Genomic DNA, 23,966 nt, shown 5'->3' with positions numbered 1-23,966 from the left:
TGCGGCCGAACTTAAGGCTGCAGCCCCTGGAGGAGGACTGGAGGCGCCGCTACGCCGTGTTCCCGCGGCTGCTGTTCGTCCTGGACGGCACCGGCTCCACCGGCATCGCCACGCGCATCCAAGCCCTGCACGCAGCCATCAGGGCACTGGCGCTGTCCAGCTTCCCGCGCGACATCCCCGTCCTGGCAGCCCCCTGACCGACCTGCTCCACAACGGCCCCTCCGCACCCGTATGGCATCCCATCCACGTCCCGGACCAAGACCACAAGGTCGGCTGGATGCAGTCCCGCCGCTCCTAGCCGCTCCGCCCGCGCCTGCGTAATTCTCCCGACCATGAGCCCGACCACAGCAGGTCACAGCGCTGCGCGGCGCCTCGCGCACGCGATGGCTGCGCAACCGCCCAAGCCGCCTCCAGCACGCCGCCGACATGGCCCGGACATCATGCCCGACCACGGCTTGTACGGACCCGACCATGCAGCGGCCAGCCCGACCATCTGGACCCGACCAGAGCAGGTCACAGCGGTGAGCGCACCGTCCGACCGATAGCTGCGCAATGGGAGCTCGATCGCGCAACGACGGATGTCTTCCAGGCCCGGGTGCGCAGGCTGCGCACCGTGAAGTCGCCTGGGGGGAGGGGTTGCGCAATGGTCCCGGACACGGATGCACAGCCAATTGCGCAGATCTGTTTTCAGCAGGGCCAATGGTCGTCTGAGCGTTGGGGCAGGAAGCCGCGCTCCACCCCGGGCTCGGCCACCCGCGGACCGTCAACCTGCGCGAAGACGTCGTGAGCAGGGCGCCAGACTCGTGCATGCCCGCGCCCTCGCACCGGATCGGCTCGCCGCCACCATCGCAGCACTCAGCCCCGCAAGCATCACGGCAAGCACCGCACAGACCCAGACCCAGCGCCTGCCGAAAACTCATCCGCGCTGGTGTGAGGCAGTGTGCCTCGGCCACCGGGCGCCGACCACGTCGCCCGAAGTGTCAAAGTCAGCACCCCGGCCGCCCTGTGGATCAAGGCGACATGATGATCGACCGTGCTGCTGAAACTGGCCCACCATGGCGTCATCAATGCCCTCGCCCTCCTGCGATTGCTCCCGATGAGCGACCGCGAGAACGATGCCGAGATACTCGCCTTGCGCCAACAGATCACGCTGCTGGAACGCCAACTCGGCAAGAACAGAGTCCGGTTCACCCCCGGCGACCGGGCGTTCCCGGCAGCTCTCCTCCATTGGCTGCCGCTCGATGCTCTCCGCAGCATGTGGCTACTGGTGCGCCCCGAGACGGTGCTGCGCCGGCACCGCGACCTGATCGCACGCCGCCACGCTGCGCCTCCCACCCCAAGCGCCCGGCAGGCCACGGACCATACGCTCCATCCGGGCCCTGATGCTGCGACCGGCGACAGAGACCCCCACCTGGGGCTACAGGAGAGTACATGGCAAACTGCTCGTCCTCGGGGTGAGGGTGGCCGCGTCCACGGTGTGGGAGATCTTGCACCAGACCGGTACCGCCCCCGCACCCGAACGGACCTCCGATACCTGGGCGAGCTTCCTGCGCTCCCAGGCCGACGCCCGCCTCGCCTATGACTTCTTCGAAACCGTCACCCTCTCCGGGGCGCGCATGTACGTGCTGGTCGTCATCGAGCACGCCACCCAGCGCATCCGCACCCTCGGCGCAACTGCGCACCCGACCGCCTCCGGGGTGGCGCAGGCCGCAAAGCACCTCGTCATCGACGCATTCTTCGACCTCACCGACACTGTCATCACCGTGCGTAGTCTGATCCGACGAGCATGGACGACTCACCGCTGGGGCGAACGCCCCAGCCGCCGACCATGACTGCACCCCTATCCGCGCGGCCTCTAACCTGCACGGACGACATTTTCGGCAAGGAAAGCGCTGCGCAAGCGGACCGCGTGCGCAACTTGCTGGAGCAGATGGACTACACCCTGGCCCTGCCCGAACTGATCGCCGACCAGCCGCGGCAGGCTGGACGTGACGAACTCGCCGGCGGCCTCTTGATAGCGGGCGGCATGATCCGAGTCAGCGTGAGGCCGCACAGGGGGGCGGTCGCCGGTTGCCCTTCTGTCCGTGGCGGTTGGGAGAGCCGGGCCGAGGGCCGAAGCCATGCCAATGGTCTGCCCACGTCTGACTGGTGACCTTGGGCGCCCCAGGGGCGGTGACGGTCATACATCCTCCGGGACGGGCCATCCTGCGAGGGCAGGGACGGTCCGTGCTGTTCGGTGAGGTGAGCGCTCAGACCAGAGCGCCAGCCCTCGGGAGGCGGCCCACTCGAGCGCGAACGCGTCGAGTTCGGCATCGGTCTTACGAACCTCGTGCAGGGAGTGCAGGGCGGCCGCTGTACTGCTCGCCGTCGCGGCCGCCCTTTTTGGCGCACCTACCGGCTCAGAAGCGCCAGGGGTCTTGAGCGCCCCGGCCGACCGGGTACCTCAGGGGCTGAGCGGCCGTAGCCGGCTGGCACCACGGGTGCAGGTGGATGACCGCACCGGGCCCGGATGCGGCCTCGATGTCCCGCGTCACGTAGGGCTCGTCTTTCTTGATCGACTCGTCGCAGCGTGCGCAGATCATTGGGTACCCCCGCGAGCTGCACGCCGCGCCGCCGACCACTGCCTGCGCAGTCGCCCGGCTTCCGGGCAGGCTACCGCCGTCGCCCTGCGGCAGGTGCGGCAGGTGCTGCAGTGGTCCAGCAGGGCCTGGTACTCGACAGCGGCTGGTTCCGCCGCAGATGGGATGGCCGTACTCTCTGCCATGTCGATGCTCCCTCGAAAGCGTCGTCCACGCCCCCGGACCGGTCGCACGGTCGCGGGGGTTTCCCTTTCGACGCTAGCTCACTTGTCAGGTGTTGTCAGGTGACGTCACATGACGAGAAGCATTGTCGTATGGCTCCTACGGTCGATACATGACGTTGGATCTCGACGGACCTGAGCCTCTCTACGAGCAGATCGCCGCGATCCTGGCTGCCCGCATCGCCGACGGCACCTATCCGCCACGGCGTAGGGTGCCCTCCGAAGCTGGCATCTGTGACGAGTTCGGCGTGTCCCGTCCGACCGCACGGGCGGCTGTCCAACTGCTCGTAGAGCGGGGCCTGATCGTCACGGTGCGAGGCAAAGGCAGCTTCGTGGTGGAGTCGCCACCCCGGACATGACAATGCCAGCCACACGCCATCGCGGCGAGCACCGCCCAGGTACAGACCCGCGAGCGCGCCCGAACCTGGCAGGCAATCAAGGATTGTGAGCGGCGCGTGGCCCGCGATCAAGCCGCCCTCGATGCCGGAGCCGACCCAACCGTCGCCACTCAGTGGATCAAGGAGATAGGCAAGCGGCGCAGGGGAAGCTCGACGCACTGCCCGCCGTCACCAGGAAGAGGGAGTCATGGCTGACGCCGAGCAGATCGGGGCGATGACCAAGAGGCCCGGAGACATCGCACAACGCATCCAAGCCGTCGACGCCGACAAGGACTGTCCACTCTACGAAGCCCGGTCATGACCATCAGCTACGAAAACGCAACAAGCACCGCGACCGTAAGGTCGAGGCCCTCGCTTCCGTATCGTTATAGCGAGTGTCCGAGGGGGGACTTGAACCCCCACGCCCGATAAAGGGCACTAGCACCTCAAGCTAGCGCGTCTGCCATTCCGCCACCCGGACTGGGTGTCTGCCGCCTGGCCGGAAGTCTTCCCCGCGGCGACAGGGACAACAATACCAAGGTTTCGGAGTGGCATTCACCTGCATATTCCTGGTCCGGGGGCGTTCGAGCGCCCTCTCACGCTCGGTGAGCGAGCCCCTACACGACCGCGTGAAAGGCCAGGTCAGCAGGGATACAGCCGGGCGGCGCCCGCATGGGCGCGCACCGCCCGGCCGGGCGTCATGGCATCAGCTGGTACTCCGGGAAGTTGCCCGGCGGCCGCTCCCCCTCCGGGCCCTGGGTCACCGCGCGGACCAGCAGGTCGCCGCCCACGAACGCGCCGCGCCAGGACGCGCCGAAGCCGCCGAACAGTTCGTCGCGGTCGCCGCGGGAGCGCGGCTTGCCGTGGCCGACCTTGAAGGCGCGGATCTGCGGGGCCAGGCGGTCGTACGTCGCCCTGTCGTCCGTGGACAGCGTGGCGACCAGCGCGCCGTTGGACGCGTTCATCGCCGCCAGCAGCTCCGCCTCCGTGTCGACCAGGACGATCGTGTCGACCGGGCCGAACGGTTCCGCGTGGTGGAGCGGAGAGGAGGGGGGCGGGTTCAGGAGCGTCACCGGGTGGACGTACGCCGATGTGTCCTGGCCGGGCAGGAAGCGCGCGTCTTCCGCGTTGCCGCGGTGCAGCGGGATCGCGCCGCGGTCGATCGCCTCGGTGACCTGGTCGGTCAGCTCCTTCGCCTTGGCCGCGTTGATCAGCGGGCCGAAGTCCAGGGCCGGGTAGGGGTCGTCCTGCTTCTCCACCGCCAGCGGGTGGCCCACCTTGAGGGTGCGGACCGCCGGCAGGTACGCCGCCAGGAACTCGTCGAACAGCTCGCGCTGGACGACGAAGCGCGGATATGCGGTGCAGCGCTGCTTGCCGTAGTCGAAGAGCTTCGGGATGACCGCCGTCAGCGACTCCCAGTCCGTGTAGTTCCAGATGCCCCAGGTGTTCAGGCCCTCTTGTTCGAGGATGTGCCGCTTACCGAGGTCGGCGACGGCCGTGGCCACCGCGGCGCCCGTGTCGCGGCCGCCGACGAACGAGACGCAGCCGATCTCCGGCGCCCGTACGAGTGACTCCGACAGCTCGCCGCCGCTGCCGCTGACGAGGGTGACCGGTATGCCCTCGCGTGCGGCGAGCGCGCAGGCCAGGGTGAGGCAGGCGAGACCGCCGTCGGTCGGGGTCTTGGCGATGACCGCGTTGCCCGCCAGGGCCTGGACCAGCATGGCGTGGACCAGGACGCTCATCGGGTAGTTCCAGCTCGCGATGTTCGAGACCGGGCCGTCCAGCGGGACCCGGTCACCGATCATCGGTTCGATTCCGTCGACGTACCAGCGCACGCCGTCGATCGCCCGGTCCACGTCGGCCTGGGCGAGCCGCCAGGGCTTGCCGATCTCCCAGACGAGGAGCAGGGCGAGCAGTTCGCGGTGCTCGGTGAGCGCGTCCAGGGTCGCGGCGACGCGGGCCCGGCGTTCAGGCAGGGGCACGTGGCGCCAGGCGCGGTGCTGGTCGAGCGAGGCCTGCACGGCGCGCCGGGCGGCCGCCCGGTCCAGGCGCGGCGGGCCCGCGATGGGGCTGCCGTCCACCGGGCTGGTGGCGGGCAGGGCCCGGCCGTCCAGCTGCCAGGACGAGTTCCAGAGGTTGAGGACACGGTCGTCCCGGAAGGCCTCGGGAGCGACGGCCAGGCAGCGCTGCCAGGCGTCGGTCCAGGACGTTCCGGACTTGAGGGTGAGGGTGGGTGCCATCGGATAGCTCCGCTCTCGGTGCACAGTCGGGGGCGGGGGGTGCATGGCCCGTCCACGTACGTGATCGTGTGATCGCGTTGGCCGTACGCGGACGTCGTACAGGGACGCTAGCGAGGCGCCGAAGCACCTGTAAGTGACCTCATGTCAACTATGAGTGACGTCACGCCTCGCTTCCAGCTGAGCGAGCACCAGGCGCGCCGTCTCGGTCGGCGTTCCGCCCACCGTTACCCCTACCCCCTCCAGCGCCGCTTTCTTCGCCTGTGCGGTGCCGGAGGAGCCCGAGACGATGGCGCCGGCGTGGCCCATGGTCTTCCCTTCGGGTGCGGTGAAGCCCGCGATATAGCCGACGACGGGCTTGGTGACGTGCTCGCGGATGTAGTCGGCCGCCCGTTCCTCCGCGTCGCCGCCGATCTCGCCGATCATCACGATCAGTTCGGTGTCGGGGTCGGCCTCGAAGGCGGCCAGGCAGTCGATGTGGGTGGTGCCGACGACGGGGTCGCCGCCGATGCCGACACAGGTGGAGAAGCCGATGTCCCGCAGCTCGTACATGAGCTGGTACGTGAGCGTGCCGGACTTCGACACCAGGCCGATGCGGCCCGGCTTGGTGATGTCGGAGGGGATGATGCCGGCGTTCGACTGGCCGGGGGTGATCAGGCCCGGGCAGTTCGGGCCGATGATCCGGGTGCCGTTCGTCTTGGCGTACGAGATGAAGGCGACCGAGTCGTGGACCGGGATGCCCTCCGTGATGACGACGGCGAGGCCGATGCCCGCCTCGGCGGCTTCCGTCACCGCGGCCTTGGCGAAGGCGGGTGGCACGAAGACGACGGTGACGTCGGCGCCGGTCGCCTCCATGCCCTCGCGCACCGAGCCGAAGACGGGGACCGTACGGTCGTCGAAGTCGACGGCGCGGCCCGCCTTGCGCGGGTTGACGCCGCCGACGACGTCCGTACCGGCCGCGAGCATGCGGCGGGTGTGCTTCATGCCCTCGCCACCGGTCATGCCCTGGACGAGGACCTTGCTCTCCTTGGTGAGGTGGATGGCCATGGCGTGCTCCTTCAGACGGCGCCTGCGAGTTGGGCGGCCCGGCGCGCGGCGCCGTCCATGGTGGTGGCCTGCTGGATCAGGGGATGCGCGCGGTCGTCGAGGATCGCGCGTCCCCGCGCCGCGTTGTTGCCGTCCAGGCGGACGACCAGCGGCTTGGTGAGCCGGACGGAGTCCAGCGCCTGCACGATGCCGTCGGCGACCGCGTCGCAGGCGGTGATGCCGCCGAAGACATTGACGAAGACCGACTTGACGGCCGGGTCGGAGAGGATGACCGACAGGCCGTCGGCCATGATGCGGGCGGACGCTCCGCCGCCGATGTCGAGGAAGTTGGCGGGCCGGGCGCCGCAGCCCGCGACCACGTCGAGCGTCGACATGACGAGGCCTGCGCCGTTGCCGATGATGCCGACCTCGCCGTCCAGCTTGACGTAGTTGAGGCCCTTTGCGGCGGCCTGTGCCTCGAGCGGGTCGTCGTGCCCCGCGTCCTCGGCGCCCCAGCGGGTCTGCCGGAAACGGGCGTTGTCGTCGAGGGTGACCTTGCCGTCCAGGGCGAGGATATGGCCCTGCCGCGTCTGTACGAGCGGGTTGACCTCGACGAGTACGGCGTCCTCGCGGACGAGCACCTGCCACAGCCGTACGAGCACGTCGACGGTCCGGACCGGCAGGCCGGCCGCCGCCGCGATCTCGCCCGCCTTCGAGGAGGTGACACCCTCGGCCGGGTCGATGTGTACGCGCGCCACCGCTTCCGGACGGCTCGCGGCGACCTCCTCGATCTCCATGCCTCCCTCGGCCGAGGCGATGGCGAGGAAGCGGCCCGCGGCGCGGTCGAGCACATAACTCACGTAGAACTCGCGCTCGATGGCGACGGGTTCGGCGAGCATCACCTTGCCGACCGTGTGCCCTTTGATGTCCATGCCCAGGATCTGGCGCGCCGTCAGCTCGGCGGCCGCCGGGTCGGCGGCAAGCTTGACGCCGCCCGCCTTGCCGCGGCCGCCCGTCTTCACCTGCGCCTTGACGACGACCTGGCCGCCGAGCCTGCGGGCGATGTCACGGGCCTCCTTGGGCGAGTCGGTGACCTCGGCCCTCGGCACCACGATGCCGTGTTCCTCGAACAGCTCTCTTGCCTGATGTTCGTACAGGTCCATCTCGGCTCCTGTCTGCGATGTCGTCGAGAGGCCGGCCTCCGACGACTGAAAAGTGCCGCACGCCCCCTGGACACCACTCACTGGATGCGGGATAAACAAGCTTCATACAGTATTCGTCGACTGTATGCAATGTACCCGAGGGCGTCCCGACCTCCTGGGAAGCCCTCATCGCTTGACGTCCGGGCACACCCGGACGCGCACGGCCCCGCAAGGGCGAACCAGACCACGTACGAGTGAGGAGCGCTGTCATGACCAAAGCCCTCGACGGCATCCGCGTCCTGGACATGACCCATGTGCAGTCCGGTCCTTCCGCAACCCAGCTGCTCGCCTGGCTCGGTGCCGATGTCGTCAAACTGGAGGCGCCGACCGGGGACATCACGCGTGGGCAGCTGCGCGACCTCCCGGACGTCGACTCCCTTTACTTCACGATGCTCAACTGCAACAAGCGGAGCATCACGCTCAACACCAAGACCGAACGCGGCAAGGAGCTCCTCACCGAGCTGATCCGCCGCTCCGACGTCATGGTCGAGAACTTCGGACCGGGCGCCATCGACCGCATGGGCTTCACCTGGGACCGCATCCAGGAGATCAATCCGCGTATCGTCTACGCCTCCATCAAGGGGTTCGGCGACGGCCCGTACACCAACTTCAAGGCGTACGAGGTCGTCGCGCAGGCCATGGGCGGGTCGATGTCGACCACCGGCTTCGAGGACGGGCCACCACTCGCGACCGGGGCCCAGATCGGGGACTCGGGCACGGGAGTGCACGCCGTGGCGGGGATTCTCGCGGCGCTGTTCCAGCGGGAGAACACCGGGCGCGGCCAGCGGGTCAACGTGGCCATGCAGCACGCCGTACTCAACCTGTGCCGGGTGAAGCTGCGCGATCAGCAACGCCTGGCACACGGGCGGCTCGCCGAATACCCCAACGAGGACTTCGGCGACGAAGTCCCCCGCTCGGGCAACGCGTCCGGCGGCGGCCAGCCCGGCTGGGCGGTCAAGTGCGCACCGGGCGGCCCGAACGACTACGTGTACGTCATCGTCCAGCCCGTCGGCTGGAAGCCGATCACCCAGCTCATCGGCCGGCCCGAACTCGCGGACGACCCCGAGTGGGCGACGCCCCGGTCCAGGCTGCCGAAGCTCGCCAAGATGTTCCAGATGATCGAGGAGTGGTCCTCCACGCTTCCCAAGTGGGAGGTCCTCGAGCGACTCAACGCCCACAACATCCCGTGCGGGCCGATCCTGTCCACCAAGGAGATCATCGAGGACGAGTCACTGGCCGCCAACGAGATGGTGGTGCGCGTACCGCACCCGGAGCGCGGCGAGTTCGTGACCGTCGGCAGCCCACTCAAGCTCTCCGACTCCCCTGTCGAGGTGACTGGTTCGCCGCTGCTCGGCGAGCACAACGAGGAGATCTACATCGGTGAACTCGGCCTCGGGGACGAGGAGATGCGCCTTCTCAAGTCGAACGGAGTGATCTGACGTGATGGCCGAGGACCGGGAGTTGACGGTCAGGTCCGTCCTTGACGCGGTGCGGGCCGAGGGGCGGACCGCGCTCACCGCGCCCGAGGGCAAGGTGATCGCCGACGCGTACGGGATCGCCGTACCGGGCGAGGAGTTGGCGACGGACGTCGAAGAGGCGGTGGCGTACGCCGCACGCTTCGGCGGACCCGTCGTGATGAAGATCGTCTCCCCTGACATCCTGCACAAGACCGACGCCGGCGGTGTGATCGTCGGCGTGGAGGGCGCCGAGGACGTGCGTGCCGGGTTCCACACGATCATCGAGAACGCGCGCAACCACAAAGCCGACGCCCGTATCGAGGGCGTGCAGGTACAGGAGTTGCTGCCGCAGGGCCAGGAGGTCATCGTCGGCGCGGTGACCGACCCCACCTTCGGCAAGGTCGTGGCCTTCGGTCTCGGCGGGGTGCTCGTCGAGGTCCTCAAGGACGTGACGTTCCGGCTCGCGCCCGTGGACGCCGACGAGGCGCTGTCCATGCTGGACTCCATCCGCTCGGCGGAGATCCTGCGCGGAGTGCGCGGCCGGGCGGGAGTGGACCGGTGGGCGGTGGCCGAACAGATCCGCCGGGTGTCCCAACTCGTCGCCGACTTCCCGGAGATCGCCGAGGTGGACCTCAACCCGGTGATCGCCACCCCTGAGGGCGCGGTCGCGGCCGACATCCGCGTCATCCTCTCCGACACCCCCGCGAAGGAGCGCAGACGCTACACGCGCGACGAGATCCTCACGTCCATGCGCCGGTTGATGCAGCCGTCGTCGGTGGCCGTGATCGGCGCCTCCAACGAGCAGGGCAAGATCGGCAATTCGGTGATGCGCAACCTCGTCGCCGGCGGCTTCCCCGGAGAGATCCATCCGGTGAATCCCAAGGCCGATGACATTCTGGGCCGCAAGGCGTACAAGAGTGTCACGGACGTTCCCGGTGAGGTGGATGTGGCGGTCTTCGCTATTCCCGCCCAGTTCGTGGCCGCGGCGCTGGAGGAGGTCGGACGCAAGAAGATCCCCAACGCCGTGCTCATCCCCTCCGGGTTCGCCGAGACCGGCGAGCACGAACTGCAGGAGCAGGTCGTGGCGATCGGCGAGCGGTACGGCATCCGGCTGCTCGGGCCGAACATCTACGGCTACTACTCCACCTGGCAGGACCTGTGCGCCACGTTCTGCACGCCGTACGACGTCAAGGGCGGCGTCGCACTGACCTCGCAGTCCGGCGGGATCGGGATGGCCATCCTGGGCTTCGCGCGGACGACGAAGACGGGCGTGTCCGCGATCGTCGGGCTCGGCAACAAGTCGGACCTCGACGAGGACGACCTGCTGACGTGGTTCGGCGAGGACCCGCACACCGAGTGCATCGCCATGCACCTGGAGGATCTCAAGGACGGCCGTGCCTTCGTGGAGGCGGCACGCGCGACCGTGCCGAAGAAGCCGGTCGTGGTGCTGAAGGCGGGGCGTACGGCCGCGGGCGCGAAGGCCGCAGGTTCGCACACCGGGGCGCTCGCGGGCGACGACGCCGTCTACGACGACATCCTGCGCCAGGCCGGTGTCATCAGGGCGCCCGGGCTGAACGACATGCTGGAGTACGCGCGCGCCTTGCCGGTGCTGCCCACCCCCAAGGGCGGCAACGTCGTGATCATCACGGGCGCCGGCGGCAGCGGCGTCCTGCTGTCCGACGCGGTCAGCGACAACGGCCTGTCCCTGATGGAGATCCCGCCCGACCTGGACGCGGCCTTCAGGAAGTTCATCCCGCCCTTCGGGGCCGCGGGCAACCCGGTGGACATCACCGGCGGTGAGCCGCCGTCGACGTACGAGGCCACGATCCGGCTGGGTCTTGAGGACCCGCGGATCCACGCGCTCGTCCTCGGCTACTGGCACACCATCGTGACTCCTCCCATGGTGTTCGCCGAGCTCACCGCGCGCGTGGTGGCCGAGTACCGCGAACGCGGCATCGAGAAGCCGGTGGTGGCGTCGCTCGCCGGCGATGTCGAGGTCGAGGCAGCCAGCCAGTACCTCTACGAGCGAGGGGTCGTGGCGTACCCCTACACCACCGAGAAGCCGGTGGCCGTGCTCGGTGCGAAGTACCGGTGGGCACGGGCCGCCGGACGGCTGGGGGCCGAAGGCCCTTCCGTCAGGGCGGTGGCGGGAGACGGCGGGATGTTGGGGGGCGGGTCATGACCTGAGCGGAAGCGGGCCCGGCCGACGGTGCGCGTCGGCCGCGCCCGGGACCCGTGCGCGCACGAAAGGCATTGGACAGGGGGCGCTGGCCAGATCTTTCGACGCTAGGGGTACTGAGCAATGGCAACCACCGACTATTCGACCTCCGTCCCGTTCAGGGAGGTGACGGACCGGAACGGCCGCGTGTACCGGGTCGGCGAATCAGACGTCGACATCATGGGCCGACCACGGAAATGGATGGTCATCCTGCCCTGGGTGGGCATGATGGGCATCAGCTCCGCCGAGTATGCGTTCACGTCGGCGGAGGACACGCTTCACGAGGCTCACCTGTGGAGCAGTGGCCACATCTTCTGGCTCATGGGCGTCTGGGTGTTCTTCCAGGCGGCCGTGGCCTTCCCCGCCGGTCAGCTGCGGGAGAGCGGGAAACTGCCCGCCCGTACGGCCATGATGATCGGCGCGCTCGGCACCCTGCTGGGCTATCTGTCACTGGCCTACGCGCCGAACGTACTCGTCGCCTACCTCGGCTTCGGCATGTGCAGCGGTATAGGCGCCGGCCTCGTCTACGCGACCTGCGTGAACATGGTCGGCAAGTGGTATCCGGAGCGAAAGGGCGGCAAGACCGGCTTCGTCAACGGCGGCTTCGCCTACGGGTCCGTGCCCTTCGTCTTCCTCTTCACCTCCGTGCTGGACCTGAGCAACTACAAGGCCGTACTGACCGCGGTCGGCATCGGGCTGTGCCTGGTGGTGGCCACGGCGGGCGTCTTCTTCAGGGACCCCCCGAGGAACTGGTGGCCCGCGCACGTCGACCCGCTGACGGCCGCCGACGACCCGAAGATCCGCCGGGCGCTGCAGAAGAACCCTCCGGCGGTCAAGCAGTACACCCCCAGGGAGGCCGCGCGCACACCCGTGCTGTGGATGATGTGGTTCTGTCTGCTGTGCACGGCCGGCATCAACATCTTCGGGATCGCCATGCAGGTCCCGTTCGGCAAGGACATGGGCTTCGCGGGCGGCATCGTCGCCACGGCGATGTCCCTGAAGGCGATCGTCAACGGCACCGGACGCGGCGTCATCGGCTGGATCTCCGACCGCTACGGCCGCAGGAACACACTGATCATCGTCTGCATCGTACTGGGCACGGCGCAGTTCGGCGTGCTGGTCTCCGGCCAGATGGGCAGCATGCCGTTCTTCCTGTTCTGCTCCATGGTCTCGGGCTTCGGCGGTGGCGCGATCTTCCCGCTGTTCGCAGCCATGACCGCGGACTACTTCGGTGAGAACCACAACGCCTCCAACTACGGAATCGTCTACAGCTCGAAGCTGATCTCCGGGCTCGTCGGCTCCGGCCTGGGCGCGGTCGTCGTCGGTGAGTGGGACTACGACGGCGCGTTCGTCCTGGCGGGATCCATCGGACTGGCCTCCGCAGTGCTGGCGCTCTTCCTCAAGGCTCCGGGCAGGCCCAAGGCCCGGCGCATCCTCCCCAACCCGCAGCCGCTCGGCGAGGAGATGGCCTGACATGACGGCAGACCCCATAGCCACCAACAGCACCGGAGCCGGGCAGCGCCCGTACCGTGAGGTGACCGACGCGCGGGGCCGGGTGTACCGCGTCGGCGAGACCGACCGGGACATCCTCGGCCACTCGCGCAAACTCATGGTGTACCTGCCCTGGATCGCCATGATGGCGATCAGCGTCTTCGAGTACGCGTACGGCTCGGCGGAGGACACCCTGTCCCACGCGCACGGCTGGACGCAGAGCAACACCTTCTGGATCCTCAGCATCTGGGTGTTCTTCCAGGCCGGCATCGCCTTCCCGGCGGGCTGGCTGCGGGAGAAGGGCCTGCTGACCGCGCGTTCGGCGATGTACATCGGCTCCGCGATGTGCGTCGTGGGCTTCCTCGCCCTGTCCCACCTGAGCAACGTGTGGCTCGCCATCCTCGGCTTCGGCGTCATCGGCGGCGTCGGCTCCGGCCTGGTCTACGCGACCTGCATCAACATGGTGGGCAAGTGGTTCCCCGAACGGCGCGGCGCGCGCACCGGGTTCGTCAACGGCGGATTCGCTTACGGCTCCCTGCCCTTCATCTTCATCTTCAACTACGCCTTCGACACGTCGAACTACCACCGGGTCCTGGACCTGATCGGCTGCTACATCCTGATCGTGATCGCCGGCTGCGCGATGTTCTTCAAGGACCCGCCGAAGAACTGGTGGCCCGCGGACATCGACCCGCTGACGTACGCCGCCGACCAGAAGACCGGCACGAGCCTGGTCAAGAACCCGCCGGCGGTGAAGCAGTTCACGCCGAAGGAGGCCATCCGGACGGGCATGCTGCCGCTGATGTGGATCTCCATCGTGCTGACCGCGGGTGTGTCGATCTTCGGCATCTCCTTCCAGGTCGACTTCGCCAAGGAGGTGGGCTTCGGCCCGCTGGTGGCGGCCTCGTCGATGGGTGTCATGGCGGTGATCAACGGTGTCGGCCGGGCCGCCGTGGGCTGGATGTCCGACAAGTGGGGCCGCAAGTCGACTCTGGTGATGGTCATCGTCGTCCTGGGTCTCGCCCAGTTCGGTGTGATCTGGGCGGGCGACGTCAAGAGCGAGTGGCTGTTCCTGGTCTTCGCCTTCCTCTCCGGCTTCGGCGGCGGCGCGTTCTATCCGCTCTTCGCGGCGCTGACCCCGGACTACTTCGGCGAGAACTACAACGCCACCAACTACGGCCTGGTGTACAGCGGCAAGCTGATCAGCGGTCTGTTCGGCGGTGGTCTGGGCTCGATGGTGGTGGCCGCCTGGGGCTACAACGGGGCGTACGCCCTGGCGGGTGGCATCTCGATGGTCGCCGCGGCGATCGCCCTGCTGCTGCGGCAGCCGGGCCGGGGTGACGACGAGACCGTGGCCGCGGTCCCGCAGACCCAGCCCGCGACCTGACCGTCGTGACGTCCTGACGTCGCGAGGAGGCCCTCCCCGGGGTTACGGGGAGGGCCTCCTCGTGCTTCCTCGTGCTTCCTCTTGTTCCTTGTGTTCCCCGCGTGCTACCTGCGGCGCAGGGCGGCGAGGTTTTGGTATCCGATGCGGGCGTGTTCCAGGGACTGACCCAGGTCGGTGGAGCTCGGCGCGTTGTCCTGCTCGACCATCGGGTTGTGGTAGTTGCGGTGGCCCACGCGGGAGAAGAACGTCGTGTAGTCGATGACACCGGTGCCGAACGGAACCATGTCGTAGCCCTGTCCGTTGGTGGCGTTGACGACGCCGTCCTTCGCGTGGAACAGGGGATAGCGCTTGTTGTGGCGTTCGACCAGACCCGCCGGGTCGAAGACGTTCTCCTGCGTGGAGCCGTCGTGCGCGGTGTAGGTGTGGAACTTGTACTGGGCCACGTGCGCCCAGTAGATGTCCATCTCCAGCCAGATCAGCTTGGGATCGGTGATGGACAGGAAGTACTCCAGCTTGCGGATGCCGGAGCTGCGCGTCGGGCGGCCCTGGGCGTCGAGCGGGCCGCCGTCGAGCAGGAAGCCGTACGCAGCGTCGTGGTTGTGGGTGTACAGCTTGATCCCCGCCGCCCGGGCGATCTCGCCGAGGGCGTGCCACTTGTCGGCGGCGGCGTCCCAGTCGGCCCTGTAGGCGCTGCCGGTGGGGTCGTTGCCGGTGCCCATGTGGTCCATGCCGAGGATGTTGGCGATTTCCAGGTGCTTCTTGAAGGTGTCCAGGTCGGCGCTGGTCAGCGGCCAGGAGCCGGGGATGAAGCCGTGATTGCCCTGGGCCCGCAGTCCGTACTCGTCCAGCCAGCTCCGCAGCAGCCGGGCGCCCTCGACGGACTCCAGGTTGGCGCCGCCGGGCGCGTTCGCGTGCTGGCCGTAGCCGGCGAACTCGACCTGCCGGTAGCCGAAGCGGGCGAGCTGCTGGAACACCTCGCGGAACCCGGAGGGCAGGGTGGTGGACAGCGGGTCGCGACCGGTGGCGTCGCGGACGGTGTAGAGGATGATGCCGCGCTTGTCGGCCGGCACCAGCTGCTGGCCTCTGCCGGTGGCCGGGGCCGCGGTCTCGGCGGCGTGCACGGGGCTCGCACCGAAGACGGGCGCGGCGACGGCGCCCGCGGCCACGGCGGTGCAGGTGCTCAGGAAGCGGCGGCGGCCGATGCCGAGGCTGCGGCGCAGGAGTTCGTCGGTGTGCTGGGTGTCGTTCACGGACGCCTCTCTCTGGGCGGGTCGTCAGGCCGGTCGAGACCGGCGAGTCGGAGCAGGAGTGACTTCACGTCTGTGGCCGCGAGACGGTCACCGACGGCGCGGGGGGTGGAGCAGATGAGGAGCGGACCGTCGTCGTCGCGCTCCGGGAGGCGGCCGTGGCTGCCGCGGATGGGTGAGGCGTCGAGGGGCACGACCGCCATGCGGTAACGCAGGCCGAGCTTCTTGCGGGCGAGCGCGGTGGCGGCCTTGACCTTGACGTAGGGGTCGTGCGGGTCCATGAACAGCTCGACCGGGTCGTAGCCGGGTTTGCGGTGGATCTCGACGAGCTGCGCGAAGTCGGGGGCGCGGGCGTCGTCGAGCCAGTAGTAGTACGTGAACCAGGCGTCCGGTTCCGCGACGGCGACGAGTTCGCCCGCGCGCGGATGGTCGAGGTGGTGGGCCTTCTTTCCCTCGTCGTCGAGGAGTTGGGCGATGCCCGGCAGTCCGTCGAGCGCGGCCCGGGTCGCGTCCAGGTCCTCGGGGCGGCGCACATAGACATGGGCGATCTGGTGGTCGGCGACCGCGAAGGCGCGGGAGGCCATCGGGTCCAGGTACTCCATCCCGTCCTGCGTGTGCACGTCGAGCAGTCCGGCCCTGCGCAGCACGCGGTTGATGTGGACGGGCCGGTCGGCGCGGGTGATGCCGTACTCGGACAGGGCGACGACGGTACGGCCCTCGGCGCGGGCGTCGTCCAGCAGCGGGGCCAGGGCGGCGTCCAGGTCGGCGGCCGCCCGCAGGGAGCGCGGGTCGTCGGGGCCGTAGCGCTGCAGGTCGTAGTCGAGGTGCGGGACGTAGCACAGGGCGAGGTCGGGGTGCCGGGTGCGCAGGATGTGGCGGGTGGCGTCGATGATCCACCGGCTGGAGACGAGGTCGGCGCCGGGTCCCCAGAAGTGGAAGAGGGGGAACGTGCCGAATTTCTCGGTGAGTTCGTCGTGCAGGGCCGGTGGGCGGGTGTAGCAGTCGGGTTCCTTGCGGCCGTCGGCGTAGTAGACGGGGCGCGGGGTGACGGTGATGTCGGTGTCGGCGCCCATCGCGTACCACCAGCAGATGTTGGCGACCGTGTAGCCGGGGTGCACGCGGCGGGCCGCGTCCCACAGCTTGTCCCCGGAGACAAGGCCGTTGTGCTGCCGCCACAGGAGCACGTCGCCGAGGTCGCGGAAGTACCAGCCGTTGCCGACGATGCCGTGTTCGTTCGGCATGGTGCCGGTCAGGAAGGTGGACTGGGCGGCGCAGGTGACGGCGGGCAGGACGGTGCCGAGCGCGGCCCGCGAGCCGGACTGGCCGAGGGCCTTGAGGTGGAGCATGTGGTCGAGGAGGCGGGGGGTGAGGCCGACGACGTCCAGGACGAGGAGCGGGGTGGGGCCGGTGCCTGTCCGGTCGGTGCTCATGGCAGCTCCTTCAGGCCGAGGTCGGTCAACAGGTCGCGGGCCAGGGTGAGTTCGGCGGCGATGCCGTCGGCGAGCCGGCCGCGGTCGCGGGGCCGCAGCTCGGCCGGGAGGGCCTGCCAGGTGTAGGTCTCGACCTCGAGGTGTCGGGTCAGCGGATGCGGTGTGCCGACGAGCCGGGCCAGGGCGGCTTTGAGGACCGGGAGCGTGGAGGTGAGGGGCGCGGTGGGCGCCGCGTGCAGCGGCACGTGGAAGTGGGCGCGCCAGGGGGTGGTGGCGGGCAGGGTGTCGCCGCGCAGGGCCTCGTCCAGGTCGTCGGTGCCGTGCAGGCCGGTGGCCGTGCGGGCGCGTGTCTGGTGCAGGAAACGGGGTTCGGCGAAGGTGGCGAGGGCTTCGCGTACGTCGGGCCGGTCCGGGTGCCCGGCGTGCAGGGCGGCGGAGAGCTGGGACTTGACGACGGGGACACCGGCGCGGGTGAGCGCGTCCAGTGCGGTGTGCGGATCCTCGAATGAGGTGGCGAGGTGACACGTGTCCACGCAGATGCCGATGCGGTCATGGCCGATCGCGGTGAGCGGGGCGATGGCGTCACCGGTGGTCTCGACGACACAGCCGGGCTCCGGCTCCAGGCCGACGCGGATGGAGCGACCGGTGAGGTCTTCGAGGGCGTCGAGCCGCTCGGCGAGCGTGCGCAGCGCCCCGCGGCACGCCTCGACGCGGTCATCGCCCCCCTGCGTGCGCCAGGCGAGCGGCAGGGTGGAGATGCTGCCCTCGGTGGTGTCGTCGGGGAGGAGGACGGCCAGGATGCGTGCGAGGGCGAGCGTGTGGGCCAGTCGCTCGAAGTCGGCCCAATCAGGCTTGTAGACACGGTACTTGACCTCTTCGGCGCCGAAACCCTGGTACGGGAAGCCGTTGAGGGTGACGACCTCGAGGCCCCGGCGGTCGAGTTCGGCGCGCAGGGTGCGCAGGGCGACGGGGTCCGTGTCGAGGGCGCGGGCGGCGTCCCGGGCCAGCCAGAGCCCGATGCCGAGCCGGTCGCGCCCGAGTCGGCGGCGTACGGGTTCGCAGTGGTCGCGGAGTTGGGCGAGGACGCCGTCGAGGGTCTCGGCGGGGTGCACATTGGTGCAGTAGGCGAGGTGGACGACGGTCCCGTCGGGGTGGCGGAAGCGCATCGCTCACTCCCCGCCGCGCAGGATGCTGTTGCCCTCGTGCGTGGCGTCGGTGGCGGCGATGCCGAGGTCGAGGCGGCCGCTGAGGGAGTAGAAGGCCACGGGGTTGCGCCACAGCACCCGGTCGACGTCGTCCTCGCCGAACCCCTCGGCCAGCATCAGATCGCCGACCCTGCGTGTCTTGAGGGGATCGCTTCTGCCCCAGTCGGCGGCGGAGTTGACCAGAACCTGTTCCGGGCCGTACTCGCGCAGGATCGCAACCATCCGTGCCTCGTCCATCTTCGTCTCCGGGTAGACGGAGAAGCCGAGCCAGGCGCCGCTGTCCTTGGCGTCCTTGACGGTCGTCTCGTTGAGATGGTCGACCAGCACCCGCTCCACGGGCAGCGCGGACTCCCGCACGACGTCGAGGGTGCGGCGCAGCCCGGCGAGCTTGTCACGGTGCGGCGTGTGCACCAGGGCGGGCAGGCCGTGGTCGGCGGCGAGTTGCAGCTGAGCGGCGAGAGCGGTGTCCTCGGCCGGGGTCATGGAGTCGTAGCCGATCTCGCCGACGGCCACGACACCGTCCTTGACGAGATACCGGGGCAGTTCGTCGAGGACGGGCACGCAGCGGGGGTCGCCCGCCTCCTTGGGGTTCAACGCCAGCGTGCAGTGGTGGGCGATGCCGTGCTGGGCGGCGCGGAAGGGCTCCCAGCCCAGGAGCGAGTCGAAGTAGTCGAGGAAGGAGGCCGGGGATGTGCGGGGCTGGCCGAGCCAGAACGACGGTTCGACGACGGCTCGGACACCGGCCGCGTGCATGGCCTCGTAGTCGTCGGTGGTCCGGGACGTCATGTGGATGTGCGGGTCGAAGATGCGCATCAGGACTCCTTGCCGTGGGCGTCGTCCGTGGCGTGCGGCGGGGCCGTGACCTCGGTCAGGGCCAGGACTCGGTACAGACCGTCGGGCACGGCACGGCCCGCGGCGGTGCGTTCCGCGGCGAAGTCGCCCAGCATGCGGGCGAGTTCGGTGTCGCCCCGGGCACGCCGGGCCAGGTCGGCCACCTCGTCGACGGACACACCGGTGAACAGGCACTTGAGGACGGCGTGCCGCCAGGCGTGGGCGTCGAGATGCCGGGCGGCGTACGGCCCGACGGCGGCTGCCAGGAGCCGGGTGTCGTTGGTGCGCAGCGCGTCCTCGACCAGCGGGAGGGCGCCGGGACCCGGTACGAGGTGCGGGAGGGCGTTCAGGACGGCGCGGCGTTCGTCGGCGGTGCCCTGGCGGTAGACGCGGGTGAGGGCGTCGGTGCCGGCGCGGGCCCCATGGAGGATGAGGACGCGGGCGGCCTCGGCGTGCGCGGACCCGCAGTGGCGTCCGGCCTCGGCGAGGCGCAACTCCCAGACGGAGATGGGGCCGTGGCTGCCGGGGTGTGCGGCCGCCTCGTCGAGAGCCCTGGTGAGCCAGACACGGGCGGCGTCGGTGAGGTCGGCGTCGAGGTGCGCGCGCAGGTCGTCCAACGGGGTGGTGTCGGCGACCGGGGTGTCCGTTCCGGTGGACCGGTCGGTCATGTGGTTCTCCCTTCCTGGGTGGCGGAGGGCTCGCCTGGGGGGTGAATGGGGGCAGCCGCGTCGCGAAGGAAGGAGAGCGAGCGCGCGGCCTGGTGGGGGCCGGCGTGGGAGTGGCGGGGCAGTTCGACGACGGTCAGGCCCTGGTAGCCGCCGGCGGCCAGTGCGGCGAGGACGGGCGGGAAGTCGATCTCGCCGTCCCCGAACGGCAGGTGCTCGTGCACCCCGCGCCGCATGTCCTCGATCTGCACGTGGCGCAGCCAGGGCGCGGCGTCGCGTACGCAGTCGGCGGGAGGGAGGGGTTCGAGGCACTGGCAGTGGCCGATGTCGAGGGTGAGACCGAGGAGTTCGGGGTCGCCGAGGGCACGGCGGAGGTGATGGAAGTCGGCGAGGGTGGCGAGGAGGTGACCGGGTTCGGGCTCCACGGCGAGGGGGACACCGGCGGTCACGGCGGCGTCCAGGACGGGCGTGAGGGCCTCGGCCAGACGCTTCCAGGCGGTGTCCTGGTCGGTGCCGGCCGGGGTGATCCCGCTGAAGCAGTGCACGGCGTGGGCGCCGAGGTCGGCGGCCACGTGAACGGCACGGATCAGCAGGTCGACACGGCGGGCGCGGTCCTCGGGGTCCGGATCGAGGAGAGCAGGGCCGTGCTTGCGCCGGGGGTCGAGCACATAGCGGGCGCCGGTCTCCACGGTGACCTCGAGCCCGAGCGCGGCGAGCCGCCGCGCCACGTGGCTTGTGCGGGTGGGCAGATCCGCGGCGAGGGGGTCGAGGTGCATGTGGTCGAGGGTCAGTCCGACGCCGTCGTAGCCGAGGTCGGCGAGGAGGGCGAGGGCGTCGTCGAGGCGGAGGTCGGTGAGGCCGTTGGTGCCGTAGCCGAAGCGCGGAAGGGGAGCCTCGAGGGTCATGTCACGCTCACCTTCTTCGCGAACTTCGCGGCGAGCGGCGCCAGGGCTGCGGTGAGCAGCGCCGTGACCGGGGCGCCGGCACGGGCGGACAGGGCGGCCTGGAGCGGGATGGTCGCGCGGATGCCGCCGCCGACGGCTCGCTGGGTGAGGGCAGGCGACGGGTTGAGGGTGGCGTGAAAATAGGGACGGGCGGCCACGGCCGTGTAAGCGGCGGTGAGGGCGCTGCCCAGCGGGAAGGGGAGGCGGGAGGCGCGGCTCGGTCGCGGGGCGGCGGCGCCGATGCCCGGCAGGCCGGGGGTGACTGCGGCACCCCGGCCTGCCGGGAGCTCACGCGACAGGAGGAAGCCGAGTGCGCCGGTCGTCACCAACGCGGCGAGCGGTGGCAGGGCTGCGCCACCGGTCGTCTCGCGGCGGGACACCGTGGTGAGCGCCAGGGTGTGGGCACTCAGGAGCGCGGCGGAGGGCAGGGCGCGGCGGGTCGCGCCCGGTGCGGGCCGGGTGGCCGCGGCGCCCAGCAGAAGGTCGAGGCCTCGGGCCGCCGCCATGGCCACGGGACCGGCCGGGGTGTGCTTCAGCTTCAGGTCGTACGCCCACACCGTCGCCGCGAGTGGGGTCGCGACGGCGAGGGCGGGACGACCGGCGCGGGACGCGAGGACAAGCCCCGCCGCGGTGAAGGCGCAGGCCGACATGAGCGCCGCCGCAGGCTGGACACGTCCGGAAGGAATGGGCCGGTGCGGGCGTTCCACGGCGTCCTCTTGCCGGTCGGCCCAGTCGTTGAGGGCCATGCCCGCTTCGTAGAGACAGAGCGAGGAGCCGATGGCCTGCAGGGTGCGTCGACCGGGTCGGGCCGACATCGCTGCCGCCCCGGCCAGTGCGTCACCGGGCACCGTGAACAGGGCGGGCAGCCGCAGCAGTTCGGCCCAGGCCCGCGCGTTCACGCCGTTCCCCGCAACCGCTGCCCGAACCGCACGAGCGCGGTGTACTGCTCCCCCAGCGACGAAGGCCCCTCCCCCACCGGGTCCTTGAAGTAGAAGCCCAGGTCGGTCAGTGGTCCCGCGATCTTCAGCTCCTGGGCGCGAAGGGTCAGCCGGGCCAGGTCCAGGACCAGCGGTGCCGCCAGGGCCGAGTCGCAGCCCTGCCAGATGGTCTGGAGGACCATGCGGGTGCCGAGGAAGCCGTCGAAGGCGACGTGGTCCCAGGCCGTCTTCCAGTCGCCGAGGGCGGGGACGTCGTCGATGTGGACCTCGCCCTGCGGTGCCGTACCGAGGGTGTCGGCGAGGACCCGTTCCTTGCCGGCGTTCTTGGCGGCGGCGGCCGCCGGGTCGGCCAGTGCCGCACCGTCGCCGCCGCCCAGCAGGTTGGTGCCGGACCAGGCGCGTACGGCCAGCGCCCGCTGCGCGAACATCGGGCCGAGGACCGACCGCAACAGGGTCTGCCCTGTCTTGCCGTCCCGTCCGGCGTACGGCAACCCGCTCGCGGCGGCCTCGGCTGCCGTCGTCGGATGGTGCAGCCCGATCGACGGTGTGAAGTTGACGTAGCCGCAGCCCGCGCGCAGGGCCGCGGCCGCGTACAGCGAACTCGGCGGCAGCGCGGCCCCGTCGGGGGCCGGCTCGGTGGAGGCCACGTTCACCACCACGGCCCGCTCCAGCCGCCCCCGCCGTACGAAATCCCGGATGTCCGCGGCGAAGGCGTCGATCAGCTCCCCCGGGTCGCGGGTTTCACCCGGGGCCGGGCCGCCGGGCCGAATCTCCGCGTCCGCGGCGTTGAGTTCGGCGGCGACGGCCGCCGGGAGCCCGTGCGGCAGCACGCCGCCCGCCGCCAGTGCCTCCGCCCGCTTGGGCAGTGGGCAGTCCACCGTGTCATGGCCGCCGAAGACCAGTGACGTCAGCGGTGGCAGCCCGCTGTCGGCGAACGGGGGTGTCTCGGTGACCATGCCGGTGGGCGGGTGCAGGCCCGCCGCGACGGCGGCACAGCCGGCCACGGCGGTGGTGGCGACGGAGCCGCGGGCACCGATCAGCCACACTCCCACGCGGGTTCGGGAGAGGGACGCGGACATGGGCAGCCTCCTTGACGTGCGGGAACCCCGGGTGAGCCGGGACGAAGACGGCGGGCGGGGGTCCGGCGTCCCCCGCCCGCCGCCGCTCACTTGCCCCTGACGGGCAGTTCCTTGATCCGGACGTCGCGGAAGGACACCTCGTCACCGGCTCCGTGGTTCTGGATGCCGATGTGTCCGTCGCGCAGGCTCCGGGCCGGATCGGTGTTGGTGAAATCGTTGATCTTCACACCGTTGAGCCAGACGCGCAGACGCTCGCCCTCCACGCGGATCTCGTACGTGTTCCACTCCCCCGGCTGATTCAGCGCGCGGTCGCGCTTCTTCAGGTCGGCGGACCGGAAGCCGTAGACGGACCCCGTGGTCTTCTCGGGTACGTCGGTGGCGTCGATCTGGATCTCATAGCCGTTGTCGACCGCCGACCACGGGTCGTCCGAGGACGGGAAGCCCACGAACACACCCGAGTTGTCGTCGCCGGCCACCTTCCAGTCGAGCTTCAGCGAGTACGAGCCGAAGTCCGACGCGGTGTACCAGAGCATTCCCAGGCCGCCGTTCGACGTGAGTGTGCCGTCGTCGGACAGGGCGAAGCCGCCCGGGCCCGCCTGCCGCCAGCCGTTCAGCGAAGCGGCCGTGCCGTCGAAGAGCGGCCGGTAGCCGTTCTCGGGGCGGCAGTCGGCCTGGGCGTCGCCGATGGCCCAGCGGATGCCGCCCAGCAGGTGCTGCCGGAAGGCGGGGTCGCTGTAGGACTCCTTGGTGTGGCCGCCGCCGGTGTAGAAGGCGCGACCGCCCTCGTAGTTCTGGCACCAGGCGATGGGATGGTCGCCGTTCATGGTGCCGCCGGTGTACGACGTCTCGTCGAGGGAGGCCAGGACGTGGGCGCGTTCGCGCGGGTTGGAGCGGTAGTTGTACCACTCGTCCGTGCGGTCCCAGGTCTCGCCCAGGTGCGACGTCGCCGGGTGGGCGCGGTCCTCCACGTTCACCGTGGCGGGCTGGATCGCGGGGTGGTTCTGGAAGTAGGCGCCCGCGAGCCCGCCGTAGAACGCCCAGTCGTACTCGGTGTCGGCGGCGGAGTGGACGCCCACGTAGGCGCCACCGTGGCGGATGTACCCCTCGAAGGCGTCCTGTTGGGCGTCGTCGAGCACGTCGCCGGTCGTCGACATGAAGACGACCGCGTCGTAACGGCGCAGGTTCTTGCCGGTGAAGGCGCCGGCGTCCTCGGTGGCGTCGACCGTGAAACCATGGGCCGCACCGAGTTGCTGGACGGCCGCGATGCCCTCGGGAATCGAGTCGTGCCGGAAGCCGGCGGTCTTCGAGAAGACGAGGACGCGTTCGGCGGCGGCGTCGTGCGAGACGGCGGGTGCGGTGACACAGCCGAGGAGCAGGGCGGCACCCAGAACCCCGGTGGTCAGTCTGCCGGTTGAGCGCATGGTGTCTCCTCCTC

18 protein-coding genes, 1 tRNA gene and 1 pseudogene are annotated in these 23,966 nt (G+C 70.1%); 7 read left to right on the top strand and 13 right to left on the bottom strand.

Features of this window, described 5'->3' with window-relative positions:
• Nucleotides 1–56: 56 nt before the first annotated feature.
• From ABZ904_RS15910 to ABZ904_RS15900, 3 genes and pseudogenes are all read left to right on the top strand, one after another.
• Entirely contained in the window at nucleotides 57–197 is a 141-nt protein-coding gene (locus ABZ904_RS15910) for a hypothetical protein (RefSeq protein WP_360998302.1), read from the top strand.
• Nucleotides 198–1,721: 1,524 nt separating this feature from the next.
• Nucleotides 1,722–1,832, top strand: a pseudogene (locus ABZ904_RS15905) (IS5/IS1182 family transposase); the annotation flags it as partial.
• Nucleotides 1,833–2,913: 1,081 nt separating this feature from the next.
• Nucleotides 2,914–3,159: a GntR family transcriptional regulator gene (locus ABZ904_RS15900; protein ID WP_359410545.1), complete on the top strand. Its 246-nt coding sequence runs from the start codon at nucleotides 2,914–2,916 to the stop codon at nucleotides 3,157–3,159.
• Nucleotides 3,160–3,573: 414 nt separating this feature from the next.
• On the opposite strand, the gene ABZ904_RS15895 is transcribed toward ABZ904_RS15900, so the two are convergent.
• The 4 genes from ABZ904_RS15895 to sucC form a co-directional block, all read right to left on the bottom strand.
• Nucleotides 3,574–3,658 (bottom strand) — tRNA-Leu (locus ABZ904_RS15895).
• 217 nt (nucleotides 3,659–3,875) lie between these two features.
• Entirely contained in the window at nucleotides 3,876–5,417 is a 1,542-nt protein-coding gene (locus ABZ904_RS15890; RefSeq protein ID WP_359402373.1) for an aldehyde dehydrogenase family protein, read from the bottom strand.
• Between the two features lie 144 nt (nucleotides 5,418–5,561).
• Nucleotides 5,562–6,461, bottom strand: a complete 900-nt coding sequence (gene sucD, locus ABZ904_RS15885; RefSeq protein ID WP_360998304.1) for a succinate--CoA ligase subunit alpha — start codon at nucleotides 6,459–6,461, stop codon at nucleotides 5,562–5,564.
• A gap of 11 nt (nucleotides 6,462–6,472) precedes the next feature.
• A complete protein-coding gene (gene sucC / locus ABZ904_RS15880) occupies nucleotides 6,473–7,603 on the bottom strand; it encodes an ADP-forming succinate--CoA ligase subunit beta (protein ID WP_361823653.1) in 1,131 nt (376 codons plus the stop codon).
• 248 nt (nucleotides 7,604–7,851) lie between these two features.
• Between sucC and frc the strand changes: the two genes are divergently transcribed.
• The 4 genes from frc to ABZ904_RS15860 all read left to right on the top strand — a co-directional run bounded on the left by frc (nucleotide 7,852) and on the right by ABZ904_RS15860 (nucleotide 14,192).
• On the top strand, nucleotides 7,852–9,081 hold the full coding sequence (gene frc / locus ABZ904_RS15875; RefSeq protein WP_361823650.1) for a formyl-CoA transferase: 1,230 nt from the start codon (nucleotides 7,852–7,854) through the stop codon (nucleotides 9,079–9,081).
• Between the two features lie 4 nt (nucleotides 9,082–9,085).
• The gene (locus ABZ904_RS15870; RefSeq protein WP_361823647.1) at nucleotides 9,086–11,281 is read left to right on the top strand and encodes an acetate--CoA ligase family protein; all 2,196 of its coding nucleotides are present in this window, start codon (nucleotides 9,086–9,088) and stop codon (nucleotides 11,279–11,281) included.
• Nucleotides 11,282–11,401: 120 nt separating this feature from the next.
• Entirely contained in the window at nucleotides 11,402–12,790 is a 1,389-nt protein-coding gene (locus tag ABZ904_RS15865; protein WP_359402358.1) for an OFA family MFS transporter, read from the top strand.
• Nucleotide 12,791: 1 nt separating this feature from the next.
• Nucleotides 12,792–14,192, top strand: coding sequence for an OFA family MFS transporter (locus ABZ904_RS15860; RefSeq protein ID WP_359402355.1), 1,401 nt, complete (start codon nucleotides 12,792–12,794; stop codon nucleotides 14,190–14,192).
• A 104-nt stretch (nucleotides 14,193–14,296) separates the two neighbouring features.
• Here the strand turns inward: ABZ904_RS15860 and ABZ904_RS15855 are convergent, their stop codons facing one another.
• The 9 genes from ABZ904_RS15855 to ABZ904_RS15815 form a co-directional block, all read right to left on the bottom strand.
• Complete coding sequence (locus ABZ904_RS15855) at nucleotides 14,297–15,442, bottom strand: sugar phosphate isomerase/epimerase family protein (RefSeq protein WP_360998307.1); 1,146 nt, start codon at nucleotides 15,440–15,442, stop codon at nucleotides 14,297–14,299.
• The gene (locus ABZ904_RS15850; RefSeq protein ID WP_361823642.1) at nucleotides 15,439–16,869 is read right to left on the bottom strand and encodes a nucleotide pyrophosphatase/phosphodiesterase family protein; all 1,431 of its coding nucleotides are present in this window, start codon (nucleotides 16,867–16,869) and stop codon (nucleotides 15,439–15,441) included. Before ABZ904_RS15850 ends, ABZ904_RS15855 begins: the two co-directional genes overlap by 4 nt.
• On the bottom strand, nucleotides 16,866–18,035 hold the full coding sequence (eboE, locus tag ABZ904_RS15845) for a metabolite traffic protein EboE (protein WP_361823639.1): 1,170 nt from the start codon (nucleotides 18,033–18,035) through the stop codon (nucleotides 16,866–16,868). The genes ABZ904_RS15850 and eboE overlap by 4 nt, the downstream gene beginning before the upstream one ends.
• A 3-nt stretch (nucleotides 18,036–18,038) precedes the next feature.
• On the bottom strand, nucleotides 18,039–18,887 hold the full coding sequence (locus ABZ904_RS15840) for a TatD family hydrolase (protein WP_361823636.1): 849 nt from the start codon (nucleotides 18,885–18,887) through the stop codon (nucleotides 18,039–18,041).
• The gene (locus tag ABZ904_RS15835) at nucleotides 18,887–19,573 is read right to left on the bottom strand and encodes an EboA domain-containing protein (RefSeq protein WP_361823633.1); all 687 of its coding nucleotides are present in this window, start codon (nucleotides 19,571–19,573) and stop codon (nucleotides 18,887–18,889) included. The genes ABZ904_RS15840 and ABZ904_RS15835 overlap by 1 nt, the downstream gene beginning before the upstream one ends.
• Entirely contained in the window at nucleotides 19,570–20,475 is a 906-nt protein-coding gene (locus tag ABZ904_RS15830; RefSeq protein WP_360998312.1) for a sugar phosphate isomerase/epimerase family protein, read from the bottom strand. Before ABZ904_RS15830 ends, ABZ904_RS15835 begins: the two co-directional genes overlap by 4 nt.
• A complete protein-coding gene (locus ABZ904_RS15825; protein ID WP_361823630.1) occupies nucleotides 20,472–21,413 on the bottom strand; it encodes an SCO3242 family prenyltransferase in 942 nt (313 codons plus the stop codon). Before ABZ904_RS15825 ends, ABZ904_RS15830 begins: the two co-directional genes overlap by 4 nt.
• On the bottom strand, nucleotides 21,410–22,531 hold the full coding sequence (locus ABZ904_RS15820; protein ID WP_360998314.1) for an inositol-3-phosphate synthase: 1,122 nt from the start codon (nucleotides 22,529–22,531) through the stop codon (nucleotides 21,410–21,412). The genes ABZ904_RS15825 and ABZ904_RS15820 overlap by 4 nt, the downstream gene beginning before the upstream one ends.
• 86 nt (nucleotides 22,532–22,617) lie before the next feature.
• Nucleotides 22,618–23,952, bottom strand: a complete 1,335-nt coding sequence (locus ABZ904_RS15815; RefSeq protein WP_359402328.1) for a ThuA domain-containing protein — start codon at nucleotides 23,950–23,952, stop codon at nucleotides 22,618–22,620.
• Nucleotides 23,953–23,966: the final 14 nt, after the last annotated feature.

This window comes from Streptomyces sp. NPDC046900, from assembly GCF_040644975.1.
In the GTDB taxonomy this organism is placed as follows: Bacteria; Actinomycetota; Actinomycetes; order Streptomycetales; family Streptomycetaceae; genus Streptomyces.
This window is presented reverse-complemented; position numbering and strand designations above follow the sequence as displayed.

What these genes read in the sequence shown, in the direction of transcription:
- ABZ904_RS15840 (WP_361823636.1), bottom strand. Translation starts at nt 18,887, where the DNA reads ATGCGCATCTTCGACCCGCACATCCACATGACGTCCCGGACCACCGAC.
- ABZ904_RS15870 (WP_361823647.1), top strand. Translation starts at nt 9,086, where the DNA reads ATGGCCGAGGACCGGGAGTTGACGGTCAGGTCCGTCCTTGACGCGGTG.
- ABZ904_RS15850 (WP_361823642.1), bottom strand. Translation starts at nt 16,869, where the DNA reads ATGAGCACCGACCGGACAGGCACCGGCCCCACCCCGCTCCTCGTCCTG.
- ABZ904_RS15815 (WP_359402328.1), bottom strand. Translation starts at nt 23,952, where the DNA reads ATGCGCTCAACCGGCAGACTGACCACCGGGGTTCTGGGTGCCGCCCTG.
- ABZ904_RS15860 (WP_359402355.1), top strand. Translation starts at nt 12,792, where the DNA reads ATGACGGCAGACCCCATAGCCACCAACAGCACCGGAGCCGGGCAGCGC.
- sucC (WP_361823653.1), bottom strand. Translation starts at nt 7,603, where the DNA reads ATGGACCTGTACGAACATCAGGCAAGAGAGCTGTTCGAGGAACACGGC.
- ABZ904_RS15900 (WP_359410545.1), top strand. Translation starts at nt 2,914, where the DNA reads ATGACGTTGGATCTCGACGGACCTGAGCCTCTCTACGAGCAGATCGCC.
- sucD (WP_360998304.1), bottom strand. Translation starts at nt 6,461, where the DNA reads ATGGCCATCCACCTCACCAAGGAGAGCAAGGTCCTCGTCCAGGGCATG.
- ABZ904_RS15830 (WP_360998312.1), bottom strand. Translation starts at nt 20,475, where the DNA reads ATGACCCTCGAGGCTCCCCTTCCGCGCTTCGGCTACGGCACCAACGGC.
- frc (WP_361823650.1), top strand. Translation starts at nt 7,852, where the DNA reads ATGACCAAAGCCCTCGACGGCATCCGCGTCCTGGACATGACCCATGTG.
- ABZ904_RS15865 (WP_359402358.1), top strand. Translation starts at nt 11,402, where the DNA reads ATGGCAACCACCGACTATTCGACCTCCGTCCCGTTCAGGGAGGTGACG.
- ABZ904_RS15890 (WP_359402373.1), bottom strand. Translation starts at nt 5,417, where the DNA reads ATGGCACCCACCCTCACCCTCAAGTCCGGAACGTCCTGGACCGACGCC.
- eboE (WP_361823639.1), bottom strand. Translation starts at nt 18,035, where the DNA reads ATGCGCTTCCGCCACCCCGACGGGACCGTCGTCCACCTCGCCTACTGC.
- ABZ904_RS15820 (WP_360998314.1), bottom strand. Translation starts at nt 22,531, where the DNA reads ATGTCCGCGTCCCTCTCCCGAACCCGCGTGGGAGTGTGGCTGATCGGT.
- ABZ904_RS15835 (WP_361823633.1), bottom strand. Translation starts at nt 19,573, where the DNA reads ATGACCGACCGGTCCACCGGAACGGACACCCCGGTCGCCGACACCACC.